The 22,745-nt window shown below is 44.8% G+C and carries 21 protein-coding genes; 19 read left to right on the top strand and 2 right to left on the bottom strand.

Annotation, left to right across the window (positions count from 1 at the left end; all coding sequences use genetic code 11):
• Positions 1 to 22: 22 nt before the first annotated feature.
• On the bottom strand, positions 23 to 862 hold the full coding sequence (comER, locus tag AC1DWN_RS00775) for a late competence protein ComER (protein ID WP_477557043.1): 840 nt from the start codon (positions 860 to 862) through the stop codon (positions 23 to 25).
• Between the two features lie 203 nt (positions 863 to 1,065).
• Here comER and AC1DWN_RS00770 point away from each other — a divergent pair, with 203 nt between their 5' ends.
• From AC1DWN_RS00770 to holA, 7 genes are all read left to right on the top strand, one after another.
• On the top strand, positions 1,066 to 1,653 hold the full coding sequence (locus AC1DWN_RS00770; protein ID WP_477557042.1) for a ComEA family DNA-binding protein: 588 nt from the start codon (positions 1,066 to 1,068) through the stop codon (positions 1,651 to 1,653).
• Between the two features lie 98 nt (positions 1,654 to 1,751).
• Positions 1,752 to 3,041 carry a homocysteine synthase gene (locus AC1DWN_RS00765; RefSeq protein ID WP_477557041.1) on the top strand — a complete coding sequence of 430 codons (1,290 nt, stop codon included), beginning with the start codon at positions 1,752 to 1,754 and terminating at the stop codon, positions 3,039 to 3,041.
• Between the two features lie 67 nt (positions 3,042 to 3,108).
• On the top strand, positions 3,109 to 3,639 hold the full coding sequence (locus AC1DWN_RS00760) for a deoxycytidylate deaminase (protein WP_477557040.1): 531 nt from the start codon (positions 3,109 to 3,111) through the stop codon (positions 3,637 to 3,639).
• Positions 3,640 to 3,852: 213 nt separating this feature from the next.
• Complete coding sequence (locus AC1DWN_RS00755; RefSeq protein WP_477557039.1) at positions 3,853 to 6,474, top strand: ComEC/Rec2 family competence protein; 2,622 nt, start codon at positions 3,853 to 3,855, stop codon at positions 6,472 to 6,474.
• A 259-nt stretch (positions 6,475 to 6,733) separates the two neighbouring features.
• The gene (locus AC1DWN_RS00750) at positions 6,734 to 7,282 is read left to right on the top strand and encodes a sigma-70 family RNA polymerase sigma factor (RefSeq protein WP_475810400.1); all 549 of its coding nucleotides are present in this window, start codon (positions 6,734 to 6,736) and stop codon (positions 7,280 to 7,282) included.
• Positions 7,279 to 8,307, top strand: a complete 1,029-nt coding sequence (locus tag AC1DWN_RS00745; RefSeq protein WP_477557038.1) for an anti-sigma factor family protein — start codon at positions 7,279 to 7,281, stop codon at positions 8,305 to 8,307. The genes AC1DWN_RS00750 and AC1DWN_RS00745 overlap by 4 nt, the downstream gene beginning before the upstream one ends.
• A gap of 318 nt (positions 8,308 to 8,625) precedes the next feature.
• The gene (holA, locus tag AC1DWN_RS00740; protein WP_477557037.1) at positions 8,626 to 9,660 is read left to right on the top strand and encodes a DNA polymerase III subunit delta; all 1,035 of its coding nucleotides are present in this window, start codon (positions 8,626 to 8,628) and stop codon (positions 9,658 to 9,660) included.
• 73 nt (positions 9,661 to 9,733) lie between these two features.
• On the opposite strand, the gene rpsT is transcribed toward holA, so the two are convergent.
• Positions 9,734 to 10,006 carry a 30S ribosomal protein S20 gene (gene rpsT, locus AC1DWN_RS00735; protein WP_477557036.1) on the bottom strand — a complete coding sequence of 91 codons (273 nt, stop codon included), beginning with the start codon at positions 10,004 to 10,006 and terminating at the stop codon, positions 9,734 to 9,736.
• A gap of 209 nt (positions 10,007 to 10,215) precedes the next feature.
• Between rpsT and gpr the strand changes: the two genes are divergently transcribed.
• From gpr to AC1DWN_RS00675, 12 genes are all read left to right on the top strand, one after another.
• Positions 10,216 to 11,220: a GPR endopeptidase gene (gene gpr, locus AC1DWN_RS00730; RefSeq protein WP_477557035.1), complete on the top strand. Its 1,005-nt coding sequence runs from the start codon at positions 10,216 to 10,218 to the stop codon at positions 11,218 to 11,220.
• 212 nt (positions 11,221 to 11,432) lie between these two features.
• A complete protein-coding gene (gene spoIIP / locus AC1DWN_RS00725; RefSeq protein ID WP_477557034.1) occupies positions 11,433 to 12,671 on the top strand; it encodes a stage II sporulation protein P in 1,239 nt (412 codons plus the stop codon).
• A gap of 49 nt (positions 12,672 to 12,720) precedes the next feature.
• Positions 12,721 to 13,128, top strand: a complete 408-nt coding sequence (locus tag AC1DWN_RS00720; RefSeq protein WP_477557033.1) for a DUF3679 domain-containing protein — start codon at positions 12,721 to 12,723, stop codon at positions 13,126 to 13,128.
• 79 nt (positions 13,129 to 13,207) lie between these two features.
• Positions 13,208 to 15,025, top strand: a complete 1,818-nt coding sequence (gene lepA / locus AC1DWN_RS00715; protein WP_477557032.1) for a translation elongation factor 4 — start codon at positions 13,208 to 13,210, stop codon at positions 15,023 to 15,025.
• A 90-nt stretch (positions 15,026 to 15,115) separates the two neighbouring features.
• Positions 15,116 to 16,285, top strand: a complete 1,170-nt coding sequence (gene hemW / locus AC1DWN_RS00710; protein ID WP_477557031.1) for a radical SAM family heme chaperone HemW — start codon at positions 15,116 to 15,118, stop codon at positions 16,283 to 16,285.
• A 95-nt stretch (positions 16,286 to 16,380) separates the two neighbouring features.
• A complete protein-coding gene (locus tag AC1DWN_RS00705; protein ID WP_477557030.1) occupies positions 16,381 to 16,851 on the top strand; it encodes an N-acetyltransferase in 471 nt (156 codons plus the stop codon).
• Between the two features lie 228 nt (positions 16,852 to 17,079).
• Positions 17,080 to 18,105: a heat-inducible transcriptional repressor HrcA gene (gene hrcA / locus AC1DWN_RS00700; protein WP_477557029.1), complete on the top strand. Its 1,026-nt coding sequence runs from the start codon at positions 17,080 to 17,082 to the stop codon at positions 18,103 to 18,105.
• Positions 18,106 to 18,236: 131 nt separating this feature from the next.
• Complete coding sequence (gene grpE, locus AC1DWN_RS00695) at positions 18,237 to 18,794, top strand: nucleotide exchange factor GrpE (protein ID WP_477557028.1); 558 nt, start codon at positions 18,237 to 18,239, stop codon at positions 18,792 to 18,794.
• A gap of 156 nt (positions 18,795 to 18,950) precedes the next feature.
• Complete coding sequence (dnaK, locus tag AC1DWN_RS00690; RefSeq protein ID WP_477557027.1) at positions 18,951 to 20,789, top strand: molecular chaperone DnaK; 1,839 nt, start codon at positions 18,951 to 18,953, stop codon at positions 20,787 to 20,789.
• Between the two features lie 203 nt (positions 20,790 to 20,992).
• Positions 20,993 to 22,123 (top strand): molecular chaperone DnaJ, encoded by a 1,131-nt coding sequence (gene dnaJ / locus AC1DWN_RS00685; protein WP_477557026.1) that lies wholly within the window; start codon positions 20,993 to 20,995, stop codon positions 22,121 to 22,123.
• Positions 22,124 to 22,225: 102 nt separating this feature from the next.
• On the top strand, positions 22,226 to 22,408 hold the full coding sequence (locus AC1DWN_RS00680; protein ID WP_477557025.1) for a YfhD family protein: 183 nt from the start codon (positions 22,226 to 22,228) through the stop codon (positions 22,406 to 22,408).
• A 57-nt stretch (positions 22,409 to 22,465) separates the two neighbouring features.
• Positions 22,466 to 22,666 carry a hypothetical protein gene (locus tag AC1DWN_RS00675; protein ID WP_477557024.1) on the top strand — a complete coding sequence of 67 codons (201 nt, stop codon included), beginning with the start codon at positions 22,466 to 22,468 and terminating at the stop codon, positions 22,664 to 22,666.
• The last annotated feature ends 79 nt before the right edge of the window (positions 22,667 to 22,745 follow it).

Raw genomic sequence — 22,745 nt, 5'->3', positions numbered from 1 at the left:
GCGGGCTCTAGCTGAAGAACAGCTATTGTCCGTTCACCTCTTCGACGATAAAGGCAGTTGAAACCTTCGTTAAATCTTCATTAAACTTGGAATGTGTTGTCCGAATAAGCTGGTTAAATACGCCGCTTGTTTCACGCTGCAGCAAGGCGAGTGCCTGCGCTGTAATACCTCCTGGCACGGCGACTCTTTCTTGCACTTGTGCAGGTGTCAGTCCACCTTGTGTGAGCAGCAAGCCGGTTCCAAGCAGCATAGCACTAGCCACCTGTAGAGCTTCATCTCGTCCAATGCCCGTTTCATCTACTGCCGCTTCTACAAATTGTTCGAGAAAAAATGAAATGAATGCGGGCCCACAGCTGGATAGGTCAGATACAATTCGCGTATAGCTTTCGTCAATTCGCAGCGGTTCGCTAATAAAACATAACAATGTCTCCAGCGCAGTCATATCTTCTTCTTGCATTCTTTTTCCATAAATACAGAGAGAAGCTCCACTCCATACATAATTTGTAATGCTAGGTATGACTTTTGCTATTTTGCAGTCTAATTCTCCCTCTAAATGAGCAATCAGTACTGGACTCGTAATGGAGACGATAATTTGATCAGAGCTTATAACAGGCTTTAAATCGTCAACTACTTTTTTGAATTCATGCGGCTTGACACATAGAAAGACGATATCGTTGCCGCAGGCAGCTTCGGCATTCGTATGTTCGGCCCTAATGCCGGAATAACGGTCGGCCAATGCTTGCGCTTTTGCAAAAGTACGGTTGCTGACAGTAATTTGAGCAGGCGAAAGAGCGCCTGAAGAAATAAAAGCTTCTATGAGCAGGCTTCCCATCGTGCCCGTTCCGATAAACCCGACATTCATGCTGAACCCTCCTATATGGTTTCGCACTTGCAAAACCAGTGTCACGTGAAAAAGATTCTAAAAAAGATAGGCATTGCGAAGCATAGTCATTCCCTGAAATTAGGATTGTGCTTTGTATGCTCTCTTACCTTATTCTCTAGGACTTGTTTCATATGTCAAAAAATCCTAAATGATTTTTTCTGTTAGAAAGGAGCTTCGCTTTCATGAAGCAACAGTTAGGGGGATTATCGGTGAAGCAAATACTGATTGCGGCTATTTGTATTTTAGCAGCGGTCAGTTTATTGATTATCGCATTAATGGAACCGAAACAACCTCAAGAGGGAAAATGGATTGTGTTAAATGATGAAGTGGAGAGAGCGTTGGTCGCAATGGATAATGTAGAGGAGAAAGCTGATACGGGAAAGTTGGATGTTGGAAAAGGTTCAAAGGATGCAAAGGATTCGGAAGAAGTTGGGGCGGGGAAAGTACAAAATTCAAATGCAGGGAATGTAAGCAAGCTAGAAGGCCATGAAGCAATTGGATCTGCAACTGAGGACGCTGAAGTTGTAAAAGAAGATTCTAGTGTGAAAGAGGAATCAGGCACCTCTGAAAACGAGAAGTTGGACGTTAATAGAGCCACAGTTGCTGAGCTGGACCTGCTGAAAGGAATTGGACCAGCTAAGGCGCAAGCTATTGTTGCAGATCGGGAGAAAAATGGTTATTTTGAGTCAATTGATGAGCTGCTGCGGGTAAAGGGAATTGGCAATAAATTACTTGCAGGTATTGAAGAAAATATTGTCGTTCGTCCATAATTGTGAGAGAATGGAAGGAAGCGGGGTTTTGATAGATTTCGTAAATTTCGCTTATATTACTAGTTTTGATAAGCAAATTGTATAGGAGGAATTATTAAATGTCAGAACAACGCAAGCTCTCGCTAGAAACGCTATCCGTTCACGGAGGCCAACAAATCGATCCGACTACGATGTCACGTGCGGTACCTATTTACCAAACGAGCTCATTCGGATTCAAAGATACAGAACATGCTGCAAATCTATTTTCACTATCGGAATTCGGCAACATTTATTCTCGCATTATGAATCCGACATCGGATGTATTCGAGAAACGTGTAGCGGAGCTGGAAGGCGCTCCTGCAGCTTTGGCTGTTGCATCCGGACAAGCAGCTACTACATATGCAATTCTTAATATCGCAGGCGCTGGTGATGAAATCGTATCCTCCTCAAGTATCTATGGTGGAACGTATAATTTATTTGCAATTACGCTCAAGAAACTAGGCATTACTGTTAAATTCGTAGACCCATCCGATCCTGAAAATTTCCGTGCTGCGATTACAGAGCGCACGAAAGCAGTGTTCGCGGAAACGATAGGTAATCCAAAGGGTGATATTATTGATTTAGAAGCGGTTGCTGCTGTTGCTCATGAGAACGGAATTCCGTTTATTGTTGATAACACTTTCCCAAGCCCATACTTATGCCGTCCGATTGAACATGGAGTAGATATTGTTGTTCATTCTGCTACTAAGTTTATCGGTGGACATGGTACATCTATCGGTGGCGTAATTGTTGATGCGGGCAAGTTTGATTGGAAGGCCAGCGGTAAATTTCCTGGCTTGACTGAACCTGATCCAAGCTACAATGGTGTTGTATATACGGATGCAGTTGGTCCGATTGCGTATATTATTAAAGCGCGTGTGCAACTGCTTCGTGATATGGGAGCGGCATTGTCACCTTTTAATTCGTTCTTGCTGCTGCAAGGACTTGAAACTCTTCATTTGCGAATGGAGCGTCATAGCTCAAATGCACAGAAGGTTGCTGAGTATCTAGAAGGGCATGAAGCAGTAGAATGGGTTAATTATTCCGGATTGCCAAGTCATTCTTCCTACGAGCTTGCTAAGAAGTATTTACCGAAGGGTCAAGGCGCGATTATGACCTTTGGTATAAAAGGCGGAGTTGAAGCAGGCAAGAAGGTAATCAATTCGGTACAGCTGTTCTCGCATCTTGCGAATGTCGGCGACTCGAAGTCACTTATTATTCATCCAGCAAGCACGACGCATCAACAGCTAACTGCTGAGCAGCAGTCAGCCGCTGGCGTATCCCCAGGAATGATTCGTTTATCGATTGGAACAGAAGGAATCGATGATATTTTAGCGGATCTGTCGCAAGCGTTGGCAGCAAGCCAATAAAAATGGTTTAATTAGCTTGAATGACAACTAGAAATACAGATGCAGTAAGAGAAAGGAAGTTTATGCAATGACTACCCAAACAAAGGATACCCTTCGTAAGGACTGGGACACGTATTTTATGGATATCGCTTATATGGTATCGACGCGTTCACGCTGCCCACGCAGACATGTCGGAGCTGTGCTTGTACAAGGGAAAAAGCTGCTAGGTACCGCGTATAATGGTGCTCCAATGGGCGTGCAAGACTGTCTAGAGGCAGGCTGCATGATGACTGAAGAGGCTGAAGTGAAGGTTGTCGACGGCGAGGAGCATGTGATTAAGAAGCAGCGCTGTATTCGAACGATACATGCTGAGCAAAATCTGCTTATGTTCACTGACCGAGCTGATCGCGAGGGCTCAATCGTCTATGTAACCGACCAGCCTTGCTGGACATGTGCCAACATGCTTGCAAACAGCGGCGTCATTGAAATCGTGTACCATCGCACTTATGCAAAGGACAGCGACAAGGTCGAGAGGCTGATGGAGCAGAAGGGTATTGTTTTCAGATGTTTGGCGTCTTTTGAGCCTTCCGCTGGAGAGCATATGGAAGTCATTTCCTAGTGATGATTGCTCTTTAATAATTGAATAAAGTTTAGTAGAGGAGGAACCTCTGGCTGCAACGGTTGATGCGGCTGGAGGTTCTTTTTTTGATATATAAGAATTTATAAGCATTCACTTATAAATGTGCTTATATAACTCCGCGAAACGAATGCTTTTGCCGAAGAGGAAGGCGACAGCCGTTTACGCTTGTTTGGGAGAAGGGAGGGACAATATATGTTAAGGATGAACCGGCGGCCTTTGATCTGGTTTGTATTGAGTTGGGTTTGCGGCAGCGCCGCGGCTGCGGGTCTGAGCAGTCGCGGCGCTGTGCTTATGACGGGTGCGCTGGCTTTGCTAGCGCTGGCCGCTGCACTGAGCAGGCAGGCATCATGGCCGCTGGCTGCTGCCTGCGTGGTTGCGGCAGGGCTTGCCGCAGGGGAGAGAATGTGGGCGGATGCCCGCAATGTGACCGCGCTGCCGGCCCTGCTTGCCGCCGCTGAGGCGGATGGTCAGCAAGCTGCGTATGCAGCGGAAGCGGTGGGCACTATTGTGTCCGCGGTGGAGGTCGACGGCGACCGCGTTATGTTTCGCGTAGCGGCGAATAGCGTCCGCGTCAAGGGTGAAGCTGCGCCGCGAGAGCTTCGCGAGCGCTTGATCGTGCATGTCCGGCTTGCGGAGCAGCCGGAGCAGGCTGTCGCCGCGAAGTGGCAGCGCGGCGATCTAGTTCGCATTGCCGGCGAGCTGACGCGGCCGGCTGGCGCATCCAATAGCGGCGGCTTCGACTACCGCCGCTACCTCAGCAGCCAGCGCATACATTGGCTGCTCAAAGCTAAGGGCACCGCCGCCGTAAAGTCGGCGCCGGGCCCCAAGCTCACCGCGGCCGCGCTGCTCGGCCGCGTAGACGAGGCGCGCGCTGCGCTGGGAGCGCGCTTCGACAGACTGTATCCGTCCGATCAGTCCGGATACATGAAAGGTCTCGTCCTCGGAATTCGCGAGGACCTCGACCCCGAGCAGTTCCAGCAGTTTTCGCGGCTTGGCCTCACGCATATATTGGCTATCTCAGGCTTGCATGTTGCCGTGTTTATCTACGTATTCAGCGGTCTTCTTCGAATGATGCATATGACTCGCGAAAGAATACTGCTTCTCCTCATATTTGCTGTTCCTCTTTATGTATTGCTCTCTGGCGGCTCCCCCTCCGTCGTACGCGCTGGTGTAATGGCTGTTCTCGGCTTGTTTGCTGCTCGGTTCGGAAAGCTGAAGGATGGCTTGCATCTGCTTGCTGCAGCTGCTTTACTTATGCTGGTGGTAGACCCTTTCTTTATCGAAAATGTTAGTTTTCAGTTATCTTATATCGTTACGATTGGCTTAATTATAGGTGTTCCGCCAGTTAGGAAGGTGATGCCGCAATCAAAAAAGGGAAAGGCATGGTTTGATTTGGCAGCTGTTACAATCGTCGCACAGCTTGTTTCTTTTCCGGTGTCGATCTATTATTTTAATCAATTTCATGCTTTATCTATACTCGCGAATTTTTTGTTAGTGCCGTTTATTAGTTTTGTAGTTATGCCGCTTGGCGCGGTATCGTTAATTATTGCGATCCCATGGGAGCCAGGGGGCAAGCTGCTTGCTTATGCGTCGCATTATGCAAATGACTGGACGTTTTTATTAGTCGATAAGCTCTCGCAGGTCGATTCGCTGCGTTCTATATGGCCCTCTCCCCCTTTATGGTGGATGGCTTTATGGTTCGTACTGCTTGGTGCTGTTTTTTATACACTTAAAATAGGGTCAGAACACTCCAATGCTGTAATTTCAGATCACTCCTTAATAATGGACGAGACTTTGCCGATAGAGATAAGGACAGTTGAAGCTGTTCCAAAGGCATCGTTGGGACTGGCAGTCTCTGATCCAGATGTGATCCAAAGCAAAAAGAGATTCCGATTGGGTTTTTCAATGCTAGCTATAAGCGCATTTGGATTGCTATTCTACGCTTATCAGCCTCAACTATGGAACAGGACGGCAACCGTCAGTATTCTGGACGTTGGTCAAGGTGATGCAATCCATATTCGGACCCCAAGCGGCAAACATCTATTGATTGATGGAGGAGGAGCGGTCTCCTTTCGTAAGCATGGCGAGGAATGGAAGGAGCGAAGTGATCCTTTCGAAGTGGGTCGCAAGGTTATCGTACCTCTGCTGATGAAAAGAGGGGTTCAGCAAATAGATCTGCTCGTAGTTTCTCATTTAGATAGTGACCATATAATAGGGTTGAAAGCGGTGTTAGATACCATTCCAGTTCGCCGTATATGGTGGAACGGTACAGTAAAGGATGCGGGAGACGCGAAAGAGCTGCTTCAGCAAGCAATTGATTTAGGTATTCCTTTATATGCGGCTTACGAGGGCTTGGATTATAAGCTAGATACAGATTTACAGTTGAGGGTATTATGGCCTGAAGCACCTCGGAATGATGATATCGCAATTGCAGAAGATCAGAATGAAAGCAGCGTTGTCTTAAACGTTGATATATATGGTAAGTCGTTTTTATTTTCAGGTGATATAGGGAATGAAACGGAACGGACCATTGTTAGGAAGCTGCAGGATAAAGACCAAAACCAAGCACGTCCAACCATTTCCATTATGAAGGTAGCGCATCATGGCAGCCGTTTTTCGACAAGCAGTGAATGGCTGGCATATTGGAGGCCGTTTGGTGCGGTGACATCTGTAAGTGCGAAGAATAGCTACGGTCATCCACACCCAGATGTATTAACGCGAATAAAGGAAGCTGGCACTCAGAATTGGCGAACAGACAAGGATGGAGAAGTACGCTTCGCAGTGACCAATAAAGGATTATACTTAATTGAATAGAACGATTTCTATATACGGAATACCATTAATTTGGTATTCTTTAATGTGGAGTTCGTTTACTAGCAAATACGAAAACTTTAGTGGAATACCCACTATTTCACACAGCTAATTCGTTTTAATAGAAACGCAAGCACAGAACTTGAAGCAAGTAATGGCAAGAAACTATTTCCACTAAAAAAAATTAAGTTAAATTATCTTTTATCTGCAACATTTAAAGTAACCAGTTCGTCAGAATGGTTGCAAGAGAGGGGGATCCTTCGTGGTGGAGCCGGGCATTATACGAGCCGCTCAGTCGGGAGATCGCGACGCATTAATTACTCTATTGCGAGAGATTGAAACGCATGTTTATCGGACAGCCTACTATATATTAAATAACGAGCAGGATGCACTTGATGCAGCTCAGGAAGCATTAATCCGTATTTATACTAAAATAGGCTCGTACGAAGAGAAAGCACAATTCAAAACATGGATTCAACGTATTGTAACGAATATTTGTATTGATAAATTTCGGAGAAATAAACCGACAGTATCCATAGATGAGCATGACATGGTTTTCCATGAGAAGCAGAACGTGGAAGACGAGGTGATGACCGCCTATGCCGTACAAGATATTCGTACAGCGATTGATAAGCTGCCTGAGCATCATCGTGCGGTAGTCGTACTTAGGTATTTACAAGATTTTTCATACAATGAAATTGCTGATTCACTGGATTTGCCACTCAATACGGTGAAATCTTATTTATTCAGAGCTAGGCAGCAGCTGCATACTTTACTTCATGATTATCAGAAAGGTGGTGTCCGGGGATGAATTGTCAAGAGGTGATGGAATATATGCAAAGACAGCTTGACGACGATCTCGATGAACACGAGAACGAAGTCTTGATAAATCATACTAGACATTGTCCGGACTGTGCAGCCATGTTTGAGCGGCTTCAGCTTCTCTCCGCGGAATTGACTAGTTTACCAAAGGTTATTCCCAGCTATAGCTTAGTTGATGCTATTATGCCGCAGCTAGAGCGGATGGAACTGTTTAGTCAGCAGCAAACTGGAACAAATTTCACGGAATCGGACATTAAACCGGCAGAGGTTTTATCTCGTCGTAAGATACAGAATCGCCGTTGGCCTTCTATGAAAGTGATGAGCGGTGTGATAGCAGCTAGCATTGTTGCAGGCCTTTTCCTAGTAACCTATGGTTCGGGCAATGGGCCAGACTTTGCAAGAATGGGCTTGTTCAGTGCAGATGGTGCGAAAAGCAATGCGGATACGGCTTCTTCTCCACAATCGCTCATGAGTGAGACTTCTGAGTCATCGGACGTCAATACTTTATCAGCAGAAAATCAAGCGGGTGGCATGGAAAGTCGTAAAAGCGCAGAAGAGCCTGAAATGGCTTCAAGTGAAAATGGAAATGTTTCTGATGATAAAACTAAAATTGCCGCCAAGTCGGGTGCTGTAGCACCAGATGCAATTTCAGACTTCGGTAACAATTCGGGCGAGGCTGATGTTCCACCGGCCCCGGGATTTCAAGGTTTAGTAACGGGCAGTGGTCAGGAAGAAACACCATTGACCGGATATGAATTAAATCTAAGTCTGCCTCAAGTCTCCTCCCCAGACGGGAAATATATAGCACAAGTATCAGGCAATAAGGTCATCCTATTTACAGCAGGCGATCAAGCCCCTGTAGGTGAATCTTCTCCGAGGAACGGAACACTGGAAAATCTGGTCTGGTCAGAGGATAGTAAGCAGTTGACTTATGAGGTTCACTTGGAGCAGGCCGCAATTGAGAAGTATGTTCTTGATCTTGCAAGTGGGAAAGACGAGAAGGCTGCACATTAATAATAAGGTGTTCGCACACATTTCTCAGGCTTTGCATATTGTATAAGCAGTGAGAATGTCTGCGACGAGGCCTTGACGTCGTATGACCATCAATTGGAAGGTACCATGGACCTGCCATTGATGTTTATATAGATGCTCGGCAAGTGGGAACGAGCAAGTCGCCCAAATGCGTTGGGCGGCTTTGCTTCGCGAAGGAAGATAAGAAACGCATCATGCCATGCATGTGCGAGCTGATCTTTGAACAAAGGGATGATGCCTTCAAATGGCTCATCCCTTTATTGCCGTTTATTCGTACATAGTCATTAATGAGGTGATAAAATGGATGCAAAGGAAGCATTGAAGGAAATAAAAGGCGGGAGTTTTCGCCCGATCTACGTATTATACGGCAAGGATCGTTATCGCTTGCAGCATTTTATTGATAGCTTAACAGACGCTATGTTTACAGCAGAGGAAAAAGAGCTAGGCATTGTGAAGTTTGATACGGCTGAATCAGCCATTGAAGAAGCGGTATTGGAAGCAGAGACGCTGCCATTTTTCGTTCCGCGTAAGCTCGTACTCATTCGGGATGCTGCTGTACTTGCCGCTAGCGTCAAGGAAAACACGAAGATTCAGCATCAACCCGAGAAACTTATTCAATATATGGAATATCCTGCAGAAACGTCAGTAATCGTGTTTGCTGTATTTGCTGAGAAGCTGGATGAAAGACGGAAGCTGGTTAAGTTGCTGAAGGAGCGTAATGCTCTTGTGGCCTTTCCGGAGCTGGATGCTGCCCAGCTTAAGCAGTGGATGATTAAACGGGCGGCAGAGCAAAAGCGCACGATGAGTGCTGAAGCAGCTGATTTGTTACTCGTTCGAGCGGGGACGAATATGCAGCAGCTTGCTCAAGAAGTGGATAAGCTATGTCTTCATGCTGGCGTAGGCGGTATGATTGATTTGGAGCAAGCTTCCTTACTCACAGCAGCAACAGTCGAGGAGGATGTGTTTGCTTTAGTCGATTCGATTGCAGAGCTGCGAATTGACCGTGCGCTGCGTTTGTATAGGGAGCTGCTCGTACGCAAAGAGGAGCCTATTAAGATAGCGGCGCTGATCGCCAGGCAGCTGCGTATCATGCTGCAAATTAAAGAACTGGAGCAGCAGCATTACTCCCCACAGCAAATGGCAGGTCAACTGGGTTTGCATCCTTATGCGGTCAAGCTTTCTGCGGAGAAGAGCCGCAAGTTCACTGTACCTAGGCTAGGCCAGCTGCTTGCATCATTAGCTGATCTGGATTATAAGATGAAAACGGGAGCAATTGATAAAACGCTCGGCTTAGAGCTGTATTTATTGTCTCTTGGGGTAGAGAAACGTACTTAGCGTTTCTCTAACTAACAAAAAAAGGCTTCACATGCTCTATTAGAGCAGTGAAGCCTTTTTTGCATCCATCTTATTAAGCTTGAGCGGAAATTGCGTTCACTCTTTTAGCAAGACGAGATTTTTTGCGGGAAGCCGCATTTTTATGAATCAGGCCCTTAGTTACTGCTTTGTCCAATTTTTTCGTTGCAGCGATTAGAGATGCTTTAGCAGCATCAATATCAGTGCCAGCGATAGCTTGGTCTGCAATCTTGATGGCCGAACGAAGTGCGGATTTTTGGGAAGCATTTAAAGCACGACGCTTTTCGTTTGTCTTAACGCGTTTAATCGCGGATTTAATGTTTGGCATAGAATTCACCTCCTAAACTGGTTAAAGCGGTACACATTCTGTTAAAAGCTAGATAACACAACTTAAAATATATTATCATGCCCCTGCCCAAAAAGCAATAGTACTACCTCCAGTGTCCATTGGAATTCATCATATCATATTAGGTATGAAATGGGCGCTCTTGCAAACAATAACGAAAGTACATTTGCATGAAGGGAGATTGAACAAAAGTGAACGAGCTTGACTTGCAGTTATATAACGTAAGAACCGATCTAGCGCTTGAAGCGAAGGAGATAGCAGAACAGCCGCTTGGTGGAAATATACCGGGGATTCAATCCGAAACAACAGAGGAAGATGGTATTACAATAACGCAGCTGCATGTGCAAAATGAACAAGGCGCTCAAGCGATCGGTAAAATGCAGGGACGTTATGTGACAATCGAGGTGCCGGCTCTGCGCAATCAGGATACCGTATTGCAGGATCGTGTTGCCACCCTGTTTGCTAAGCATTTTGAAAGCTTTCTAGAGGATCTATCCATAAGCAAAACGGCGCGCGTGCTGATCGTAGGATTAGGTAACTGGAATGTAACGCCGGATGCGCTAGGTCCAATTGTAGTAGAGAACGTCATGGTGACCAGACATTTCTTTGAGCTGATGCCAGATCAAGTGGCGCCTGGTTATCGACCGGTCAGCGCGGTTGCGCCAGGCGTACTTGGGATTACGGGTATTGAATCAAGTGAAATTGTACAAGGGATCGTAGAACGCACAAAACCTGAGGTTGTTATTGCGATAGATGCGCTCGCCTCGAAAGCGCTTGAGCGAGTGAATACAACGATACAGATAGCCGATACAGGCATTCACCCAGGTTCGGGTATCGGGAACAAGCGGAAGGGTCTGACGAAAGAAATACTAGGCGTACCTGTTATAGCAATCGGAGTACCAACGGTAGTGTACGCTTCAACGATTGTAAATAATGCGATTGATATGATGCGTACACATATGGAAACGCAAAAAGGTAACAATGATCAGATTTTTGGCTTAATGAATCAAATGGCGGAGAATGAACGACTTCAACTGGTCAAGGAGGTGCTCAGTCCGCTTGGTCATGATTTACTTGTAACACCTAAGGAAATTGATGAGTTTATCGAGGATATTGCTAATATTATCGCCAGTGGGCTAAATGCTTCGCTCCATGAGGCTGTCGATACCGATAATGTAGCAGCTTATACACATTAGAATTTTAGACATGTCTATCCAAAAAGTCGTCTCTATATGAAGAGGCGGCTTCTTTTGCATGTACATTTATTTATTATTTTTATTTTCCACTCTCATGTTGAACTCTAGTAAATTCGAAACTTTCACTTCCAGCAGGTTCTATGAACTCTATTACTCTCATAAATTAATAGTAACTTAGCCGAAGGAATAGAGAATCGGGAGGTAATGAATCAATGAAACGTAACATTATGCTGCTGGATTTCGGGAGAGAAAGTAAAAGAATGAGACAGTTGCTAGCTACCGGGCGGACATTTGCGCTGCTTTCTTTTAGTTCCATGTTGTTTTTTGTTGTAATGGGGCTTGCAGGTATGGTTCATCAGCAATCGACGATCGTACCCGTTAATTCGATGAAAGGTTTTGCGGCTGCTGTATCGAGCGGGTTTTTTGGGGATATGCTAGAGATAGAGATGCCAGCCTTCCAGAGCAGTATACAGTCTGACTCATTTAATACAAAACAGATGAGCGCTTTTCTTATGAGGGCGCTAACCGAAATAAATCCGAGCGATCCGAAAAGTTTGCTGGCAGGTGAATTGCCTGGACTAAGTGTGAATGATGCTTTTCTTATTCGAAAAGGAATTGGTACAGATACAGCTGTAGGACCTGAGGACAATGCGCCCATCCCGCACGACTCTAGCGATGGTTCAAGCAATGGGGGCGAAGCAGTGAATAATGACCCAGGCAATAGTGGCACGGTAAAGCCGCCACCTGGCGAGGTAACTTTACCTGAAGACGAAGGAGAAGAGACAGTCAAGCCAGAGGCCACCAAAAAGCCAACAAGCACGAAAGCGAAAGTAGCATTCATTTATCATTCTCACAATCGAGAATCCTGGTATCCAGAACTAAAGGAAAAGTCTAAGGATCCTAACTCCACCACCAAAAATATTACGTTAGTAGGCAAGCGGCTCGCAACCAAGCTAGAGGAGCGAGGGGTTGGCGCTATTCACTCCAACACCGACTACCCGACAACCATGGAGAAATATAGATGGGAGCTGTCTTATAAATATTCGATGAAGACGGTGAAGGAAGCAATCGCGAGCAGCAAGGATTTGAAATTCTTTTTTGATATTCATCGCGATTCTCAGAAACGAAAATATACGACCATCGATATTGACGGTAAAAGCTATGCGCAGGTTTATTTTATTATCGGTCATAAAAACCCGAATTGGGAGCAGAACGAAGCGTTTGCTACTAAAATCCATCAGGCGTTAGAAAAAGAATACCCCGGGATTTCAAGAGGGATTTGGGGGAAAACGGCTGCGACCGGCAATGGAGAATATAACCAATCGCTTGCTGAGGATAGTGTGCTGGTTGAAATTGGCGGGGTAGATAATACATTAGTGGAATCTTACCGTACGGCTGACGCTCTTGCTAAAATCATTGCGGAAATTTATTGGGCGGATGAGAAGGCGTAGGCGTCGAGGATAGGGGTGAATAATAAATAATAAGAGGGGGATTGCTGCAATGAAACGGAATGCACTAAAATTTACGGCGCTGGGCGGGGCAATAGTCTTTATTATTTTGTATGGTATTGAGATGTCCTCTACGGGGATTGAGCGTATATATGGACCAATTGAGGGAGGAGAAGCCTATGTGGAAATGGAGTCTCCAATACAGACGAAGGATCCTTCGACAAGACTTGTTGCTCTTAAGCAGCAAGCAAAGATTGCAGAATTAGAAAAGCAATTAGAAGAAGTAAAACGATTGGCTCTATTAGCTGAAAAGCAGGACGACCGTTTGCTTGGAATTCCGTTTGAAGGAGAGCAGCCTGCCGTCAATAAAATTGCGGATTCAACGTCTGGAATGCTGCAAAACGTCTCAAGTGAAGGGATTCGTTTTGTCGTATCTCTGTTTGATGGATTAACGAAATAAGAATGCACATTGCTGGGTGACCCCTTAGCTGGTATAATACTAGGAATGAATAGCATTATTGGACTTGTGGGGGTTAGGCATGGCTGACGTACGTGACCGACAAAAAAGAATTAGAAATTTTTCCATTATCGCGCATATCGATCATGGAAAATCGACTTTAGCTGATCGGATATTAGAATTTACAGGCGCTTTGTCATCTCGTGAGATGCAAGAACAGGTTCTAGACAAAATGGATCTAGAGCGCGAGCGCGGCATTACGATAAAACTGCAAGCGGTTAGACTTTCCTATGTTGCAGATGATGGTATTGAATATCTCCTTAATTTGATTGATACTCCGGGGCATGTCGATTTTACATACGAGGTTTCACGGAGCTTAGCAGCTTGTGAGGGAGCTTTGCTCGTAGTAGATGCTGCGCAAGGGATTGAAGCACAAACGCTTGCTAATGTCTATTTAGCGCTAGATAACAATCTTGAAATCATACCTGTTATTAACAAAATCGATTTGCCGAGTGCGGAGCCCGAACGGGTGAAGCAGGAAATTGAGGATGTAATCGGAATTGATTCCAGTGATGCGGTGCTGGCATCTGCTAAAGCGGGTATCGGGATTAAGGAAATATTGGAGCAGGTGGTTGCGAAAGTGCCTGCACCTACTGGTGATCCAGATTTGCCGCTTCAAGCACTTATTTTTGACTCGCATTATGATCCGTACAAGGGTGTAATCGTTTATGTGCGAGTTATGGACGGAAGCATTCGAGCCGGCAAAAAAATTCGCTTCATGGCAACAGAAGCTGAATTCGAGGTTATTGAGGTTGGTGTGTTTAGACCAAGCATGACGATCGTAGACGAACTTGCTATTGGTGATGTAGGGTTTGTTGTAGCCGGGATTAAGAATGTGAAGGACACGCGCGTAGGGGATACGATTACTGACGCGAAGAAGCCTGCTGCAGAACCATTACCAGGTTATCGCCGAATTAATCCGATGGTTTACTGCGGATTGTACCCGATCGAAACACAGGATTATAACGATCTTCGCGAAGCGCTAGGTAAACTTGAGTTGAACGATGCATCGCTTCGATATGAGCCTGAGTCATCTACAGCGCTTGGATTCGGTTTCCGTTGCGGATTCCTTGGCTTGCTGCATATGGAGATCATTCAGGAACGGATTGAACGTGAGTTTAATATACCGCTTATTACTACAGCGCCGAGCGTTATTTATAAAGTAACACTAACGAATGGCGAAACAATGGAAATCGATAATCCTTCGAACTATCCAGAGGCAGGCAAGCTTGATTATGTGGAAGAGCCTTATGTGAAAGCAGGCGTCATTGTACCTAATCAATACGTTGGTACAATAATGGAACTTTGTCAGAACAAACGCGGCGAATTCGTTAACATGGAATATTTGGATACGAATCGCGTAACTCTTACTTATCAAGTACCGCTGTCTGAAATCGTTTATGATTTCTTTGACCAACTGAAATCGAGCACGAAGGGTTATGCTTCGTTTGATTACGAAATTTCTGGCTATCGGAAATCTAGTCTAGTCAAAATGGATATTATGCTTAACAACGAGCAAGTAGATGCTCTCTCCATTATTGTCCACCGCGATCGTGCGTATCATCGCGGGAAAATTATTTGTGAGAAGCTGAAAGAGCTTATACCTCGTCAAATGTTCGAGGTGCCGATCCAAGCATCAATCGGTAATAAAATCATTGCGCGTGAGACTGTAAAAGCTATGCGTAAAAACGTACTTGCCAAATGCTACGGCGGTGACATTAGCCGTAAGCGGAAGCTGCTTGAGAAGCAGAAAGAAGGCAAGAAGCGTATGAAGCAAGTTGGTAACGTAGAGGTGCCGCAGGAAGCGTTCATGGCGGTGCTCAAAATCGACGAGGATTAAAACGTACGAGGATGAGGGAGGGCGCTGCTCTCCCTCTTTCCTATTTAAAGATTTATAAGATTTAAATGGTAATAAAAGGAGGTATCATTGATGATCGTACAGCAATCACCACGCGCTTTATATATACACATCCCATTTTGTACAAACAAATGTCACTATTGTGACTTTACATCATACGTGCTCAAGGGGCAGCCAGTTGATCAGTATTTGGATGCTCTTGAGATGGAGATGCAAAGAACGGTTAGTGAACTGCCTCCAGTAGAGATCGATACCGTGTTTGTGGGAGGCGGTACGCCGACAGTGCTGACACCTGTTCAAATGGAACGGTTTCTGAAGTCGGTCCGTACCTATTTTCCACTTGCGGCTGATGTAGAGTTCACAATGGAAGCGAATCCTGGAACAACAGACATCGATAAGCTTACAGCCATGTTTGAGGGCGGCGTGAATCGAATCAGCTTTGGCGTCCAGTCATTTGATAATGAATTATTAGAGCGTATCGGACGAATTCATAGCGTAGATGATGTTTATCGCAGCCTAGAAAATGCACGAGCTGTTGGCTTTACGAATATGTCGATTGATTTAATGTTTGGGCTGCCTGGTCAAACCTTAAAGCATCTTACTGATAGCGTTGATCGTGCTTTGGAGCTCGGACTCAAGCACTATTCCATATACAGTTTGAAGGTTGAAGAAAATACATTGTTCCATAAATTATACGAGAAAAATGAGCTGCCACTGCCTACTGAGGATGAAGAGTTCAATATGTTCATATTGCTTTTGGACATGCTTAAGCAAAATGGCTATTCTCATTATGAAATAAGCAACTTTGCTAAGCCGGGATTTGAGAGCCGTCATAACTCCACGTATTGGCGCAATGAAGCGTATTATGGTCTAGGAGCGGGAGCGCATGGATATGCCAATCGTACACGCCATGTGAATCTAAAAGGTATTACACCTTATATAGATGCTGCTGCTGGCAGATTGCCGCGCCTTGAAACGTTTGAAGTGGCTGAGAATGAGGCGATGGAAGATTTCATGATGGTTGGACTAAGGCTGCTTGAGGGTGTGCCTGCATCGCGCTTTAAGGCTCAATTCGGTGGTCAGACACTTGAAAGCAAATTTGGAACGATTATTGATAAATTGCTCAAGGATGGGCTGCTTGAACGAATTCAGACGGAAGATGATACGATCTATCGTCTAACTGATAAGGGCGTTCTTCTCGGTAATGAAGTATTCGGAGCTTTTATAGGCTTTACTGTATAAAAAACTATTGAGAATTAATTCGTCATGTTGTATATTTATTCATATATTTATTTTATGGATTTTTTTACTTGCACCGGGTGGAGGCGAAGGCGATCATGCAGACCGTACAGGTTGTATGCAGAAAAGCAACATCTGCAGATGTTGAAACTTTATTTCTATTGATTAAGGGTTATGCTGAGAAGGGTATCATGCTGCCTCGCACCCGGGAAGCACTCGATTATATGATCGATTCCTTCATCGTCGCTGAGGTAGGAGACGAGGTTGTTGGCTGCGGTGCTCTTACAAGATTAGGTACGGAATTAGTTGAAATTCGCTCACTTGGGATGTCGGAGGGCTTTAAAGGACTTGGTATCGGAAGCAAGATTGTCGATGCATTGATTGACCAAGCAAGAGAACAGCAAATTCCTAAAGTAATGGCACTAACATACGAAGTAGCCTTCTTCGAAAAAAACGGCTTCACCGTTGTMGAAAAGGAAATTTTTCCTGAAAAAGTGTGGAAAGATTGCGTGAATTGTCCGAAACAGCATGCATGTGATGAAATTGCTGTTCTAAGAATGTTGAGTTAACGGCAGCTGTATGATTTTAATAAAATGTAAATCATTGTCCCAAGTAGTGCATGAACATGACTAATGGGAGAGTGATTTTTTTATATTCGCATTAAAAATGCCTAACTGACTTGACAATCGTTAAGCTGGTTTGGTATTTTTGTATTAATGATTAGCACTCGATTCGATTGAGTGCTAACGATGGGAAACCGAAATAGCGGTGTACACCATTTTTGAGGAGGAATTCGAATGCTGACAGAACGACAACGGATGATTTTGAACGCGATAGTGGATGATTATATTCGCTCGGCTGAACCGGTCGGTTCAAGAAGTATTTCGAAGCGCGGTGATGTTGGCTTCAGCCCGGCTACAATTCGCAATGAAATGGCGGATCTTGAAGAACTAGGTTTTTTGGAGCAGCCGCATACGTCGGCAGGACGTATTCCTTCAACGAAAGGCTATCGTTACTATGTTGACCATTTAGTGAAGCTTAGCAAAGTGGATGAGAACGATCTGGGTAAGGTTCGCTCGTTCGTAACCGATAAAATGAATCAAATGGAGCAGGTCATACAGCAAACAGCTATGATATTGTCCAATTTGACGAATTACACATCCATTTTACTAGGACCAGAAATGTTTAGTACTTCACTGAAGCATTTCGGGATTGTTCCGCTTGATCAAACATCGGCTGTTGCCATTATTGTGACCAACACCGGACATGTGGAAAACAGAACTATTTCTATTCCAGCGGGACTTAAGATGGACGACATGGAAAAAGTCGTTAACATTTTGAATGCTAAGCTGGCAGGTGTTCCATTAATTCGTTTGAGGGCGAAGCTTTACTCCGAAATCGGGCAAGAGCTTGAAAGGCATGTAGAGCATTACGAACAGCTATTGCAGGTGCTTGATCACGCTCTTCAGAGTGAGGATGAACATCGCATCTTTCTTGGCGGTACGACTAACATGCTGACACAGCCCGAATTCAAGGATGTTGACAAAGTAAAAACGATTTTGGATCTGCTTGATGAGACACCGACAATTATGAAAATGTTTTCCGGTCTTCCTTCGGGTATACAAGTACGCATTGGAACAGAAAATGACCATAAGGCAATTAGCGACTGCAGTTTAATTACAGCAACTTATGCGATTGACGGTCATTCGCTAGGAACGATCGGTATATTGGGACCAACACGAATGGAATACGGTAAAGTAATTAGTCTCCTTGACCTCATATCCAAGGATATGGCGAGCCTTTTGGGCCGCTGGTACAAATAAATTAATATTATGCCAAGTTTGCATCCGCAAACTTTAAGTTGATGCTTACGATGATAAGTTTGCATTCGCAAACTTTAAGTAACGCTTACGATGCCAAGTTTGCATTCGCAAACTTTTAAGGAGGTGAATTCATGAGTACAAAAGAACAGCATAATGAAGCAGCTGAAGTAGAAGAAGTAGTGGCGGCTGAGCAAATGGAACAATCCACTGAAGAAGCTGTATTAGAAGAAGCAGGCGAAGATCAACGCTATGTGGAACTTGTGAAGCAAGCGGATGAAAGCCAGCAGCGTTACCTACGCGCGCAAGCGGATTTTGATAATTTCCGTCGTCGTACGATCAAGGAAAAGGAAGAGCTTGGCCAATATGCTTCTATGAAGCTAATTGATCAACTGCTGCCGGTTGTTGATAATTTCGATCGTGCAGTAGCTGCAGCATCCGTTAATGGTGACTTTGAATCACTTGCCAAGGGTGTTGATATGATTTTCCGTCAAATGATGCAAACATTGGAGCAAGAAGGCCTTAAAGCGATGAATGTTGTCGGCGAGCCTTTTAACCCTGAATACCATCAAGCGATCATGCAAGTCGAGTCCGATGAGTATGAGGAAGGCATGGTAGTGGAAGAAGTGCAGAAGGGCTATATTTTGAAAGAGAAAGTTCTGCGTCCTGCAATGGTTAAAGTAAGCGGCTAGTTACAACTTTTTTTTCAATATATAAGGATTTATAAGTTTTCACTTATAAAAGTGCTTATATATCTCCGCGAAACGAATGCTTTTGCCGAAGATGAAGGCGACAGCCGTTTTACGCTTGTATAAAATGATAAGAAAGATATAGGAGGAACTTAAACGATGAGTAAAGTAATCGGTATTGACCTTGGTACAACGAACTCTTGCGTTGCAGTAATGGAAGGCGGCGAAGCCGTCGTTATACCAAATCCAGAAGGCAACCGCACAACGCCTTCAGTTGTCGGCTTTAAGAAAGATGGCGAGCGTGTTATCGGTGAAACGGCAAGACGCCAAGCTATTACTAACCCTGATCGTACGATCAGCTCGATCAAACGTCATATTGGTACTAACCACAAAGAAACAATTGATGGCAAAGATTATACAGCACAAGAAATTTCCGCAATTATCCTGCAAAAGCTGAAAGCTGATGCTGAAGCGTACTTGGGACAAACAGTAACACAAGCGGTTATTACGGTTCCAGCTTACTTTAATGACAGCCAGCGCCAAGCTACTAAAGATGCTGGTAAAATTGCAGGTCTTGAAGTTCTTCGTATCGTCAATGAGCCAACTGCAGCAGCGCTTGCATACGGCCTTGAGAAAACCGAAGATCAAACAATCCTCGTTTATGATCTTGGCGGCGGTACTTTCGACGTATCGATCCTTGAGCTTGGCGATGGTTTCTTTGAAGTTAAAGCAACTAGCGGAGATAACAAGCTGGGCGGCGACGATTTTGACCAAGTCATTATCGATCACCTTGTTGCTGAATTTAAAAAAGACCAAGGTACTGACCTCTCGAAAGATAAAGCTGCTGTACAACGTCTAAAAGACGCGGCTGAAAAAGCGAAAAAAGAACTTTCCGGCACATTAACATCAGCTATTTCCCTTCCATTTATTACGATGGTTGACGGCGTTCCTCAGCATTTGGAGCTTAGTCTAACTCGCGCTAAATTCGAAGAGCTTTCAGCTGCACTTGTAGAGCGTACGCTTGGACCTACTCGTCAAGCGCTTAGCGATGCAGGCATGACTTCCAACGATATTGACAAAGTTGTACTAGTTGGCGGATCTACTCGTATTCCAGCTGTACAAGATGCTGTGAAAAAATTGATCGGTAAAGACCCTCATAAAGGCGTTAACCCAGATGAGGTTGTTGCTCTGGGCGCAGCTGTTCAAGCAGGCGTATTGACTGGCGAAGTGAAAGACGTTGTATTGCTTGACGTTACTCCATTGTCTCTTGGTATCGAAACTGCTGGCGGTGTGTTCACGAAAATGATCGAACGCAACACAACTATTCCAACGAGCAAATCACAAGTGTATTCCACTTACGCTGATAACCAGCCAGGCGTTGAAATTCACGTTTTGCAAGGTGAGCGTTCAATGGCAGCAGGCAACAAAACTCTTGGCCGTTTCACTTTGAATGATATTCCTCTAGCGCCGCGCGGTGTTCCGCAAATCGAAGTTACTTTCGATATCGATGCTAACGGAATCGTTAACGTATCGGCTTTGGATAAAGGTACAGGCAAAAGCCAAAAGATCACGATTACGTCATCAAGCGGCCTAAGCCCTGAAGAAATTGAACAAATGATGAAGGACGCGGAACTAAACGCAGAAGAAGATCGCAAGCGTCGTGATCTTGTAGAAGCGAAAAACAACGCTGACCAACTGGTTTATTCTGCTGATAAAACAATCAAAGATCTTGGCGATAAAGTAGATCCTTCTGAAGTTGAGAAAGCAAATGCAGCGAAAGAGAAAGTAGTTGCAGCACTTGCAACTGATGATCTTGAGCAAATTAATGCAGCAACTGCAGAGCTTACTGAAATCGTACAACAGCTATCTGTTAAGCTTTACGAGCAAGCTGCTCAAGCAGAGCAAGGTGCAGAGGGCGCAGGTCCGGATGCAGCTTCAGCTAAAGGCAAAGACAATGTTGTTGATGCTGAATATGAAGTGGTTGACGACAATAAATAAGTAGTAGAGGGGAGAGGTCAAATACAGGCGCTGCCTGGGTTTTGACCTCTCTTTTGCGCGTAAATGCATATAAAATCACAAGCATAAACGGCTGTCTCCGTCCTTGGCGACATAAGCAAAGTTTCGCGGTGAATTATAAGCATATTATAAGTGTGAAACTAATTAATTCTTATAATTTAGAATAACAGCGGAGGTGAGAACAGGTGGCAAATAAACGCGATTATTATGAAGTGCTAGGTATTGGCAAAGAAGCATCAGCAGATGAAATTAAAAAGTCATATCGTCAGCTAGCTCGACAGTATCATCCAGACGTTAATAAAGCGGCTGATGCAGAGACGAAGTTCAAGGAAGTCAAGGAAGCTTATGACGTTTTAAGTGATGACGGTAAACGCTCAACCTATGACCGTTTCGGACATGTAGATCCGAATCAAGGCATGGGCGGTGGAGGCGGTCAAGACTTTGGCGGCGGCTTCGGTGATATTTTTGATATGTTTTTTGGCGGAGGCGGAGGCGGACGACGTGATCCGAATGCTCCACAGCGCGGTAATGACTTACAATATACGATGACTGTCGAGTTCAAGGAAGCGGTATTCGGCAAAGAAACCGAAATCACGATTCCGCGTACGGAATCCTGTGATACTTGTCATGGCAACGGTGCTAAGCCAGGAACGAAGCCTGAAGCTTGTTCGACATGTAAAGGCAGCGGACAGCAAGAGGTTGTACAGAACACGCCGTTTGGTCGTATGGTCAACCGTCGTGCATGTACAAACTGCAGCGGTACTGGACGTGTCATAAAAGAAAAATGCGGAACTTGTCACRGCGCGGGTAAAGTGAAGCGTCAACGCAAAATTAATATTAAAATCCCAGCCGGTGTAGATGATGGCGCTCAAATCCGTATGACTGGTGAAGGTGAAGGCGGGCTGCGTGGTGGTCCTGCAGGTGACCTATACATTGTCATTCGCGTGAAGCCGCATGAGTTTTTTGAACGGGAAAATGACGACATTTATTGTGAGGTTCCACTTACGTTCGTACAAGCGGCGCTTGGAGATGAAGTTGAAATTCCAACGTTAACCGAAAAAGTGAAGCTTAAGATTCCAGCTGGAACACAAACAGGAACCTATTTCCGTCTTAAAGGTAAAGGTGTTCCTAAGCTGCGCGGTTATGGTCAAGGCGATCAGCATGTAAAAGTGACGATTGTTACGCCTACAAGCTTGTCGGATGAACAGAAAGATCTTCTGAAGCAATTCGGTGGACTCAGCAAAGATTCGAATAACGATCAAGAGCATCATGAATCTATTTTTGATAAAATGAAAAAGGCGTTCCGCGGTGAATAACCCGGTACGTCTTTTTTTTCGCAACTTGTATAGTTTTTGCATTGCAATGGTATCCTATGCAGGTAGAAAAACATTCAGCTACCATATAGGAGGCAATAAAAAATGACTTACAATAACGAAAACAATACTAACAATGCCAACAACAGCATGGAGAAAGTAAATTTCGCGAATTTACCTATAGTTGAAAATGAAGATGTTGAATTTGCAGAAGAGTTTGCTGATGAAGCTGACCGCGAAGCGGCAGATCGTGCTGCTGCTGCGGATGCTAGAGCGAAGCAGCAATAAAAGTAATTCTGGCTTATTTGTAGTTTGGGATTTCTGAACTTATTAGGAGGACCTGCTTTGAGCCCTATCGAAATTCAAGCAACATTTAGCGATGAGAGCGCTGCTCAAGAAGCACTCCATAAATTACAGGCGCTGAGAGCTTTTGATGTGAATGGTCTATCTGAGAGTGGTATGTTGACCGCGACAGTTGATGAAGAAGTAGCTGAGCGAGCCATTCATCTTATACACCAGGTAGGCGGACATACATCGATTACTTAAAAAAAGAAGAGAGTCTGCGGGCATTGTGCCTGTAGACTCTCATTTTTTTGTGCAAAGGTACTACTCTGGTGTACAATAG

Source organism: Paenibacillus sp. P4_A7 (assembly GCF_056402455.1).
Note: the sequence above shows the minus strand (reverse complement) of the source record. Positions and strands in the feature narration are given on the sequence as shown.

What these genes read in the sequence shown, in the direction of transcription:
- comER (WP_477557043.1), bottom strand. Translation starts at nt 862, where the DNA reads ATGAATGTCGGGTTTATCGGAACGGGCACGATGGGAAGCCTGCTCATA.
- AC1DWN_RS00770 (WP_477557042.1), top strand. Translation starts at nt 1,066, where the DNA reads ATGAAGCAACAGTTAGGGGGATTATCGGTGAAGCAAATACTGATTGCG.
- AC1DWN_RS00765 (WP_477557041.1), top strand. Translation starts at nt 1,752, where the DNA reads ATGTCAGAACAACGCAAGCTCTCGCTAGAAACGCTATCCGTTCACGGA.
- AC1DWN_RS00760 (WP_477557040.1), top strand. Translation starts at nt 3,109, where the DNA reads ATGACTACCCAAACAAAGGATACCCTTCGTAAGGACTGGGACACGTAT.
- AC1DWN_RS00755 (WP_477557039.1), top strand. Translation starts at nt 3,853, where the DNA reads ATGTTAAGGATGAACCGGCGGCCTTTGATCTGGTTTGTATTGAGTTGG.
- AC1DWN_RS00745 (WP_477557038.1), top strand. Translation starts at nt 7,279, where the DNA reads ATGAATTGTCAAGAGGTGATGGAATATATGCAAAGACAGCTTGACGAC.
- holA (WP_477557037.1), top strand. Translation starts at nt 8,626, where the DNA reads ATGGATGCAAAGGAAGCATTGAAGGAAATAAAAGGCGGGAGTTTTCGC.
- rpsT (WP_477557036.1), bottom strand. Translation starts at nt 10,006, where the DNA reads ATGCCAAACATTAAATCCGCGATTAAACGCGTTAAGACAAACGAAAAG.
- spoIIP (WP_477557034.1), top strand. Translation starts at nt 11,433, where the DNA reads ATGAAACGTAACATTATGCTGCTGGATTTCGGGAGAGAAAGTAAAAGA.
- AC1DWN_RS00720 (WP_477557033.1), top strand. Translation starts at nt 12,721, where the DNA reads ATGAAACGGAATGCACTAAAATTTACGGCGCTGGGCGGGGCAATAGTC.
- lepA (WP_477557032.1), top strand. Translation starts at nt 13,208, where the DNA reads ATGGCTGACGTACGTGACCGACAAAAAAGAATTAGAAATTTTTCCATT.
- hemW (WP_477557031.1), top strand. Translation starts at nt 15,116, where the DNA reads ATGATCGTACAGCAATCACCACGCGCTTTATATATACACATCCCATTT.
- hrcA (WP_477557029.1), top strand. Translation starts at nt 17,080, where the DNA reads ATGCTGACAGAACGACAACGGATGATTTTGAACGCGATAGTGGATGAT.
- grpE (WP_477557028.1), top strand. Translation starts at nt 18,237, where the DNA reads ATGAGTACAAAAGAACAGCATAATGAAGCAGCTGAAGTAGAAGAAGTA.
- dnaK (WP_477557027.1), top strand. Translation starts at nt 18,951, where the DNA reads ATGAGTAAAGTAATCGGTATTGACCTTGGTACAACGAACTCTTGCGTT.
- AC1DWN_RS00680 (WP_477557025.1), top strand. Translation starts at nt 22,226, where the DNA reads ATGACTTACAATAACGAAAACAATACTAACAATGCCAACAACAGCATG.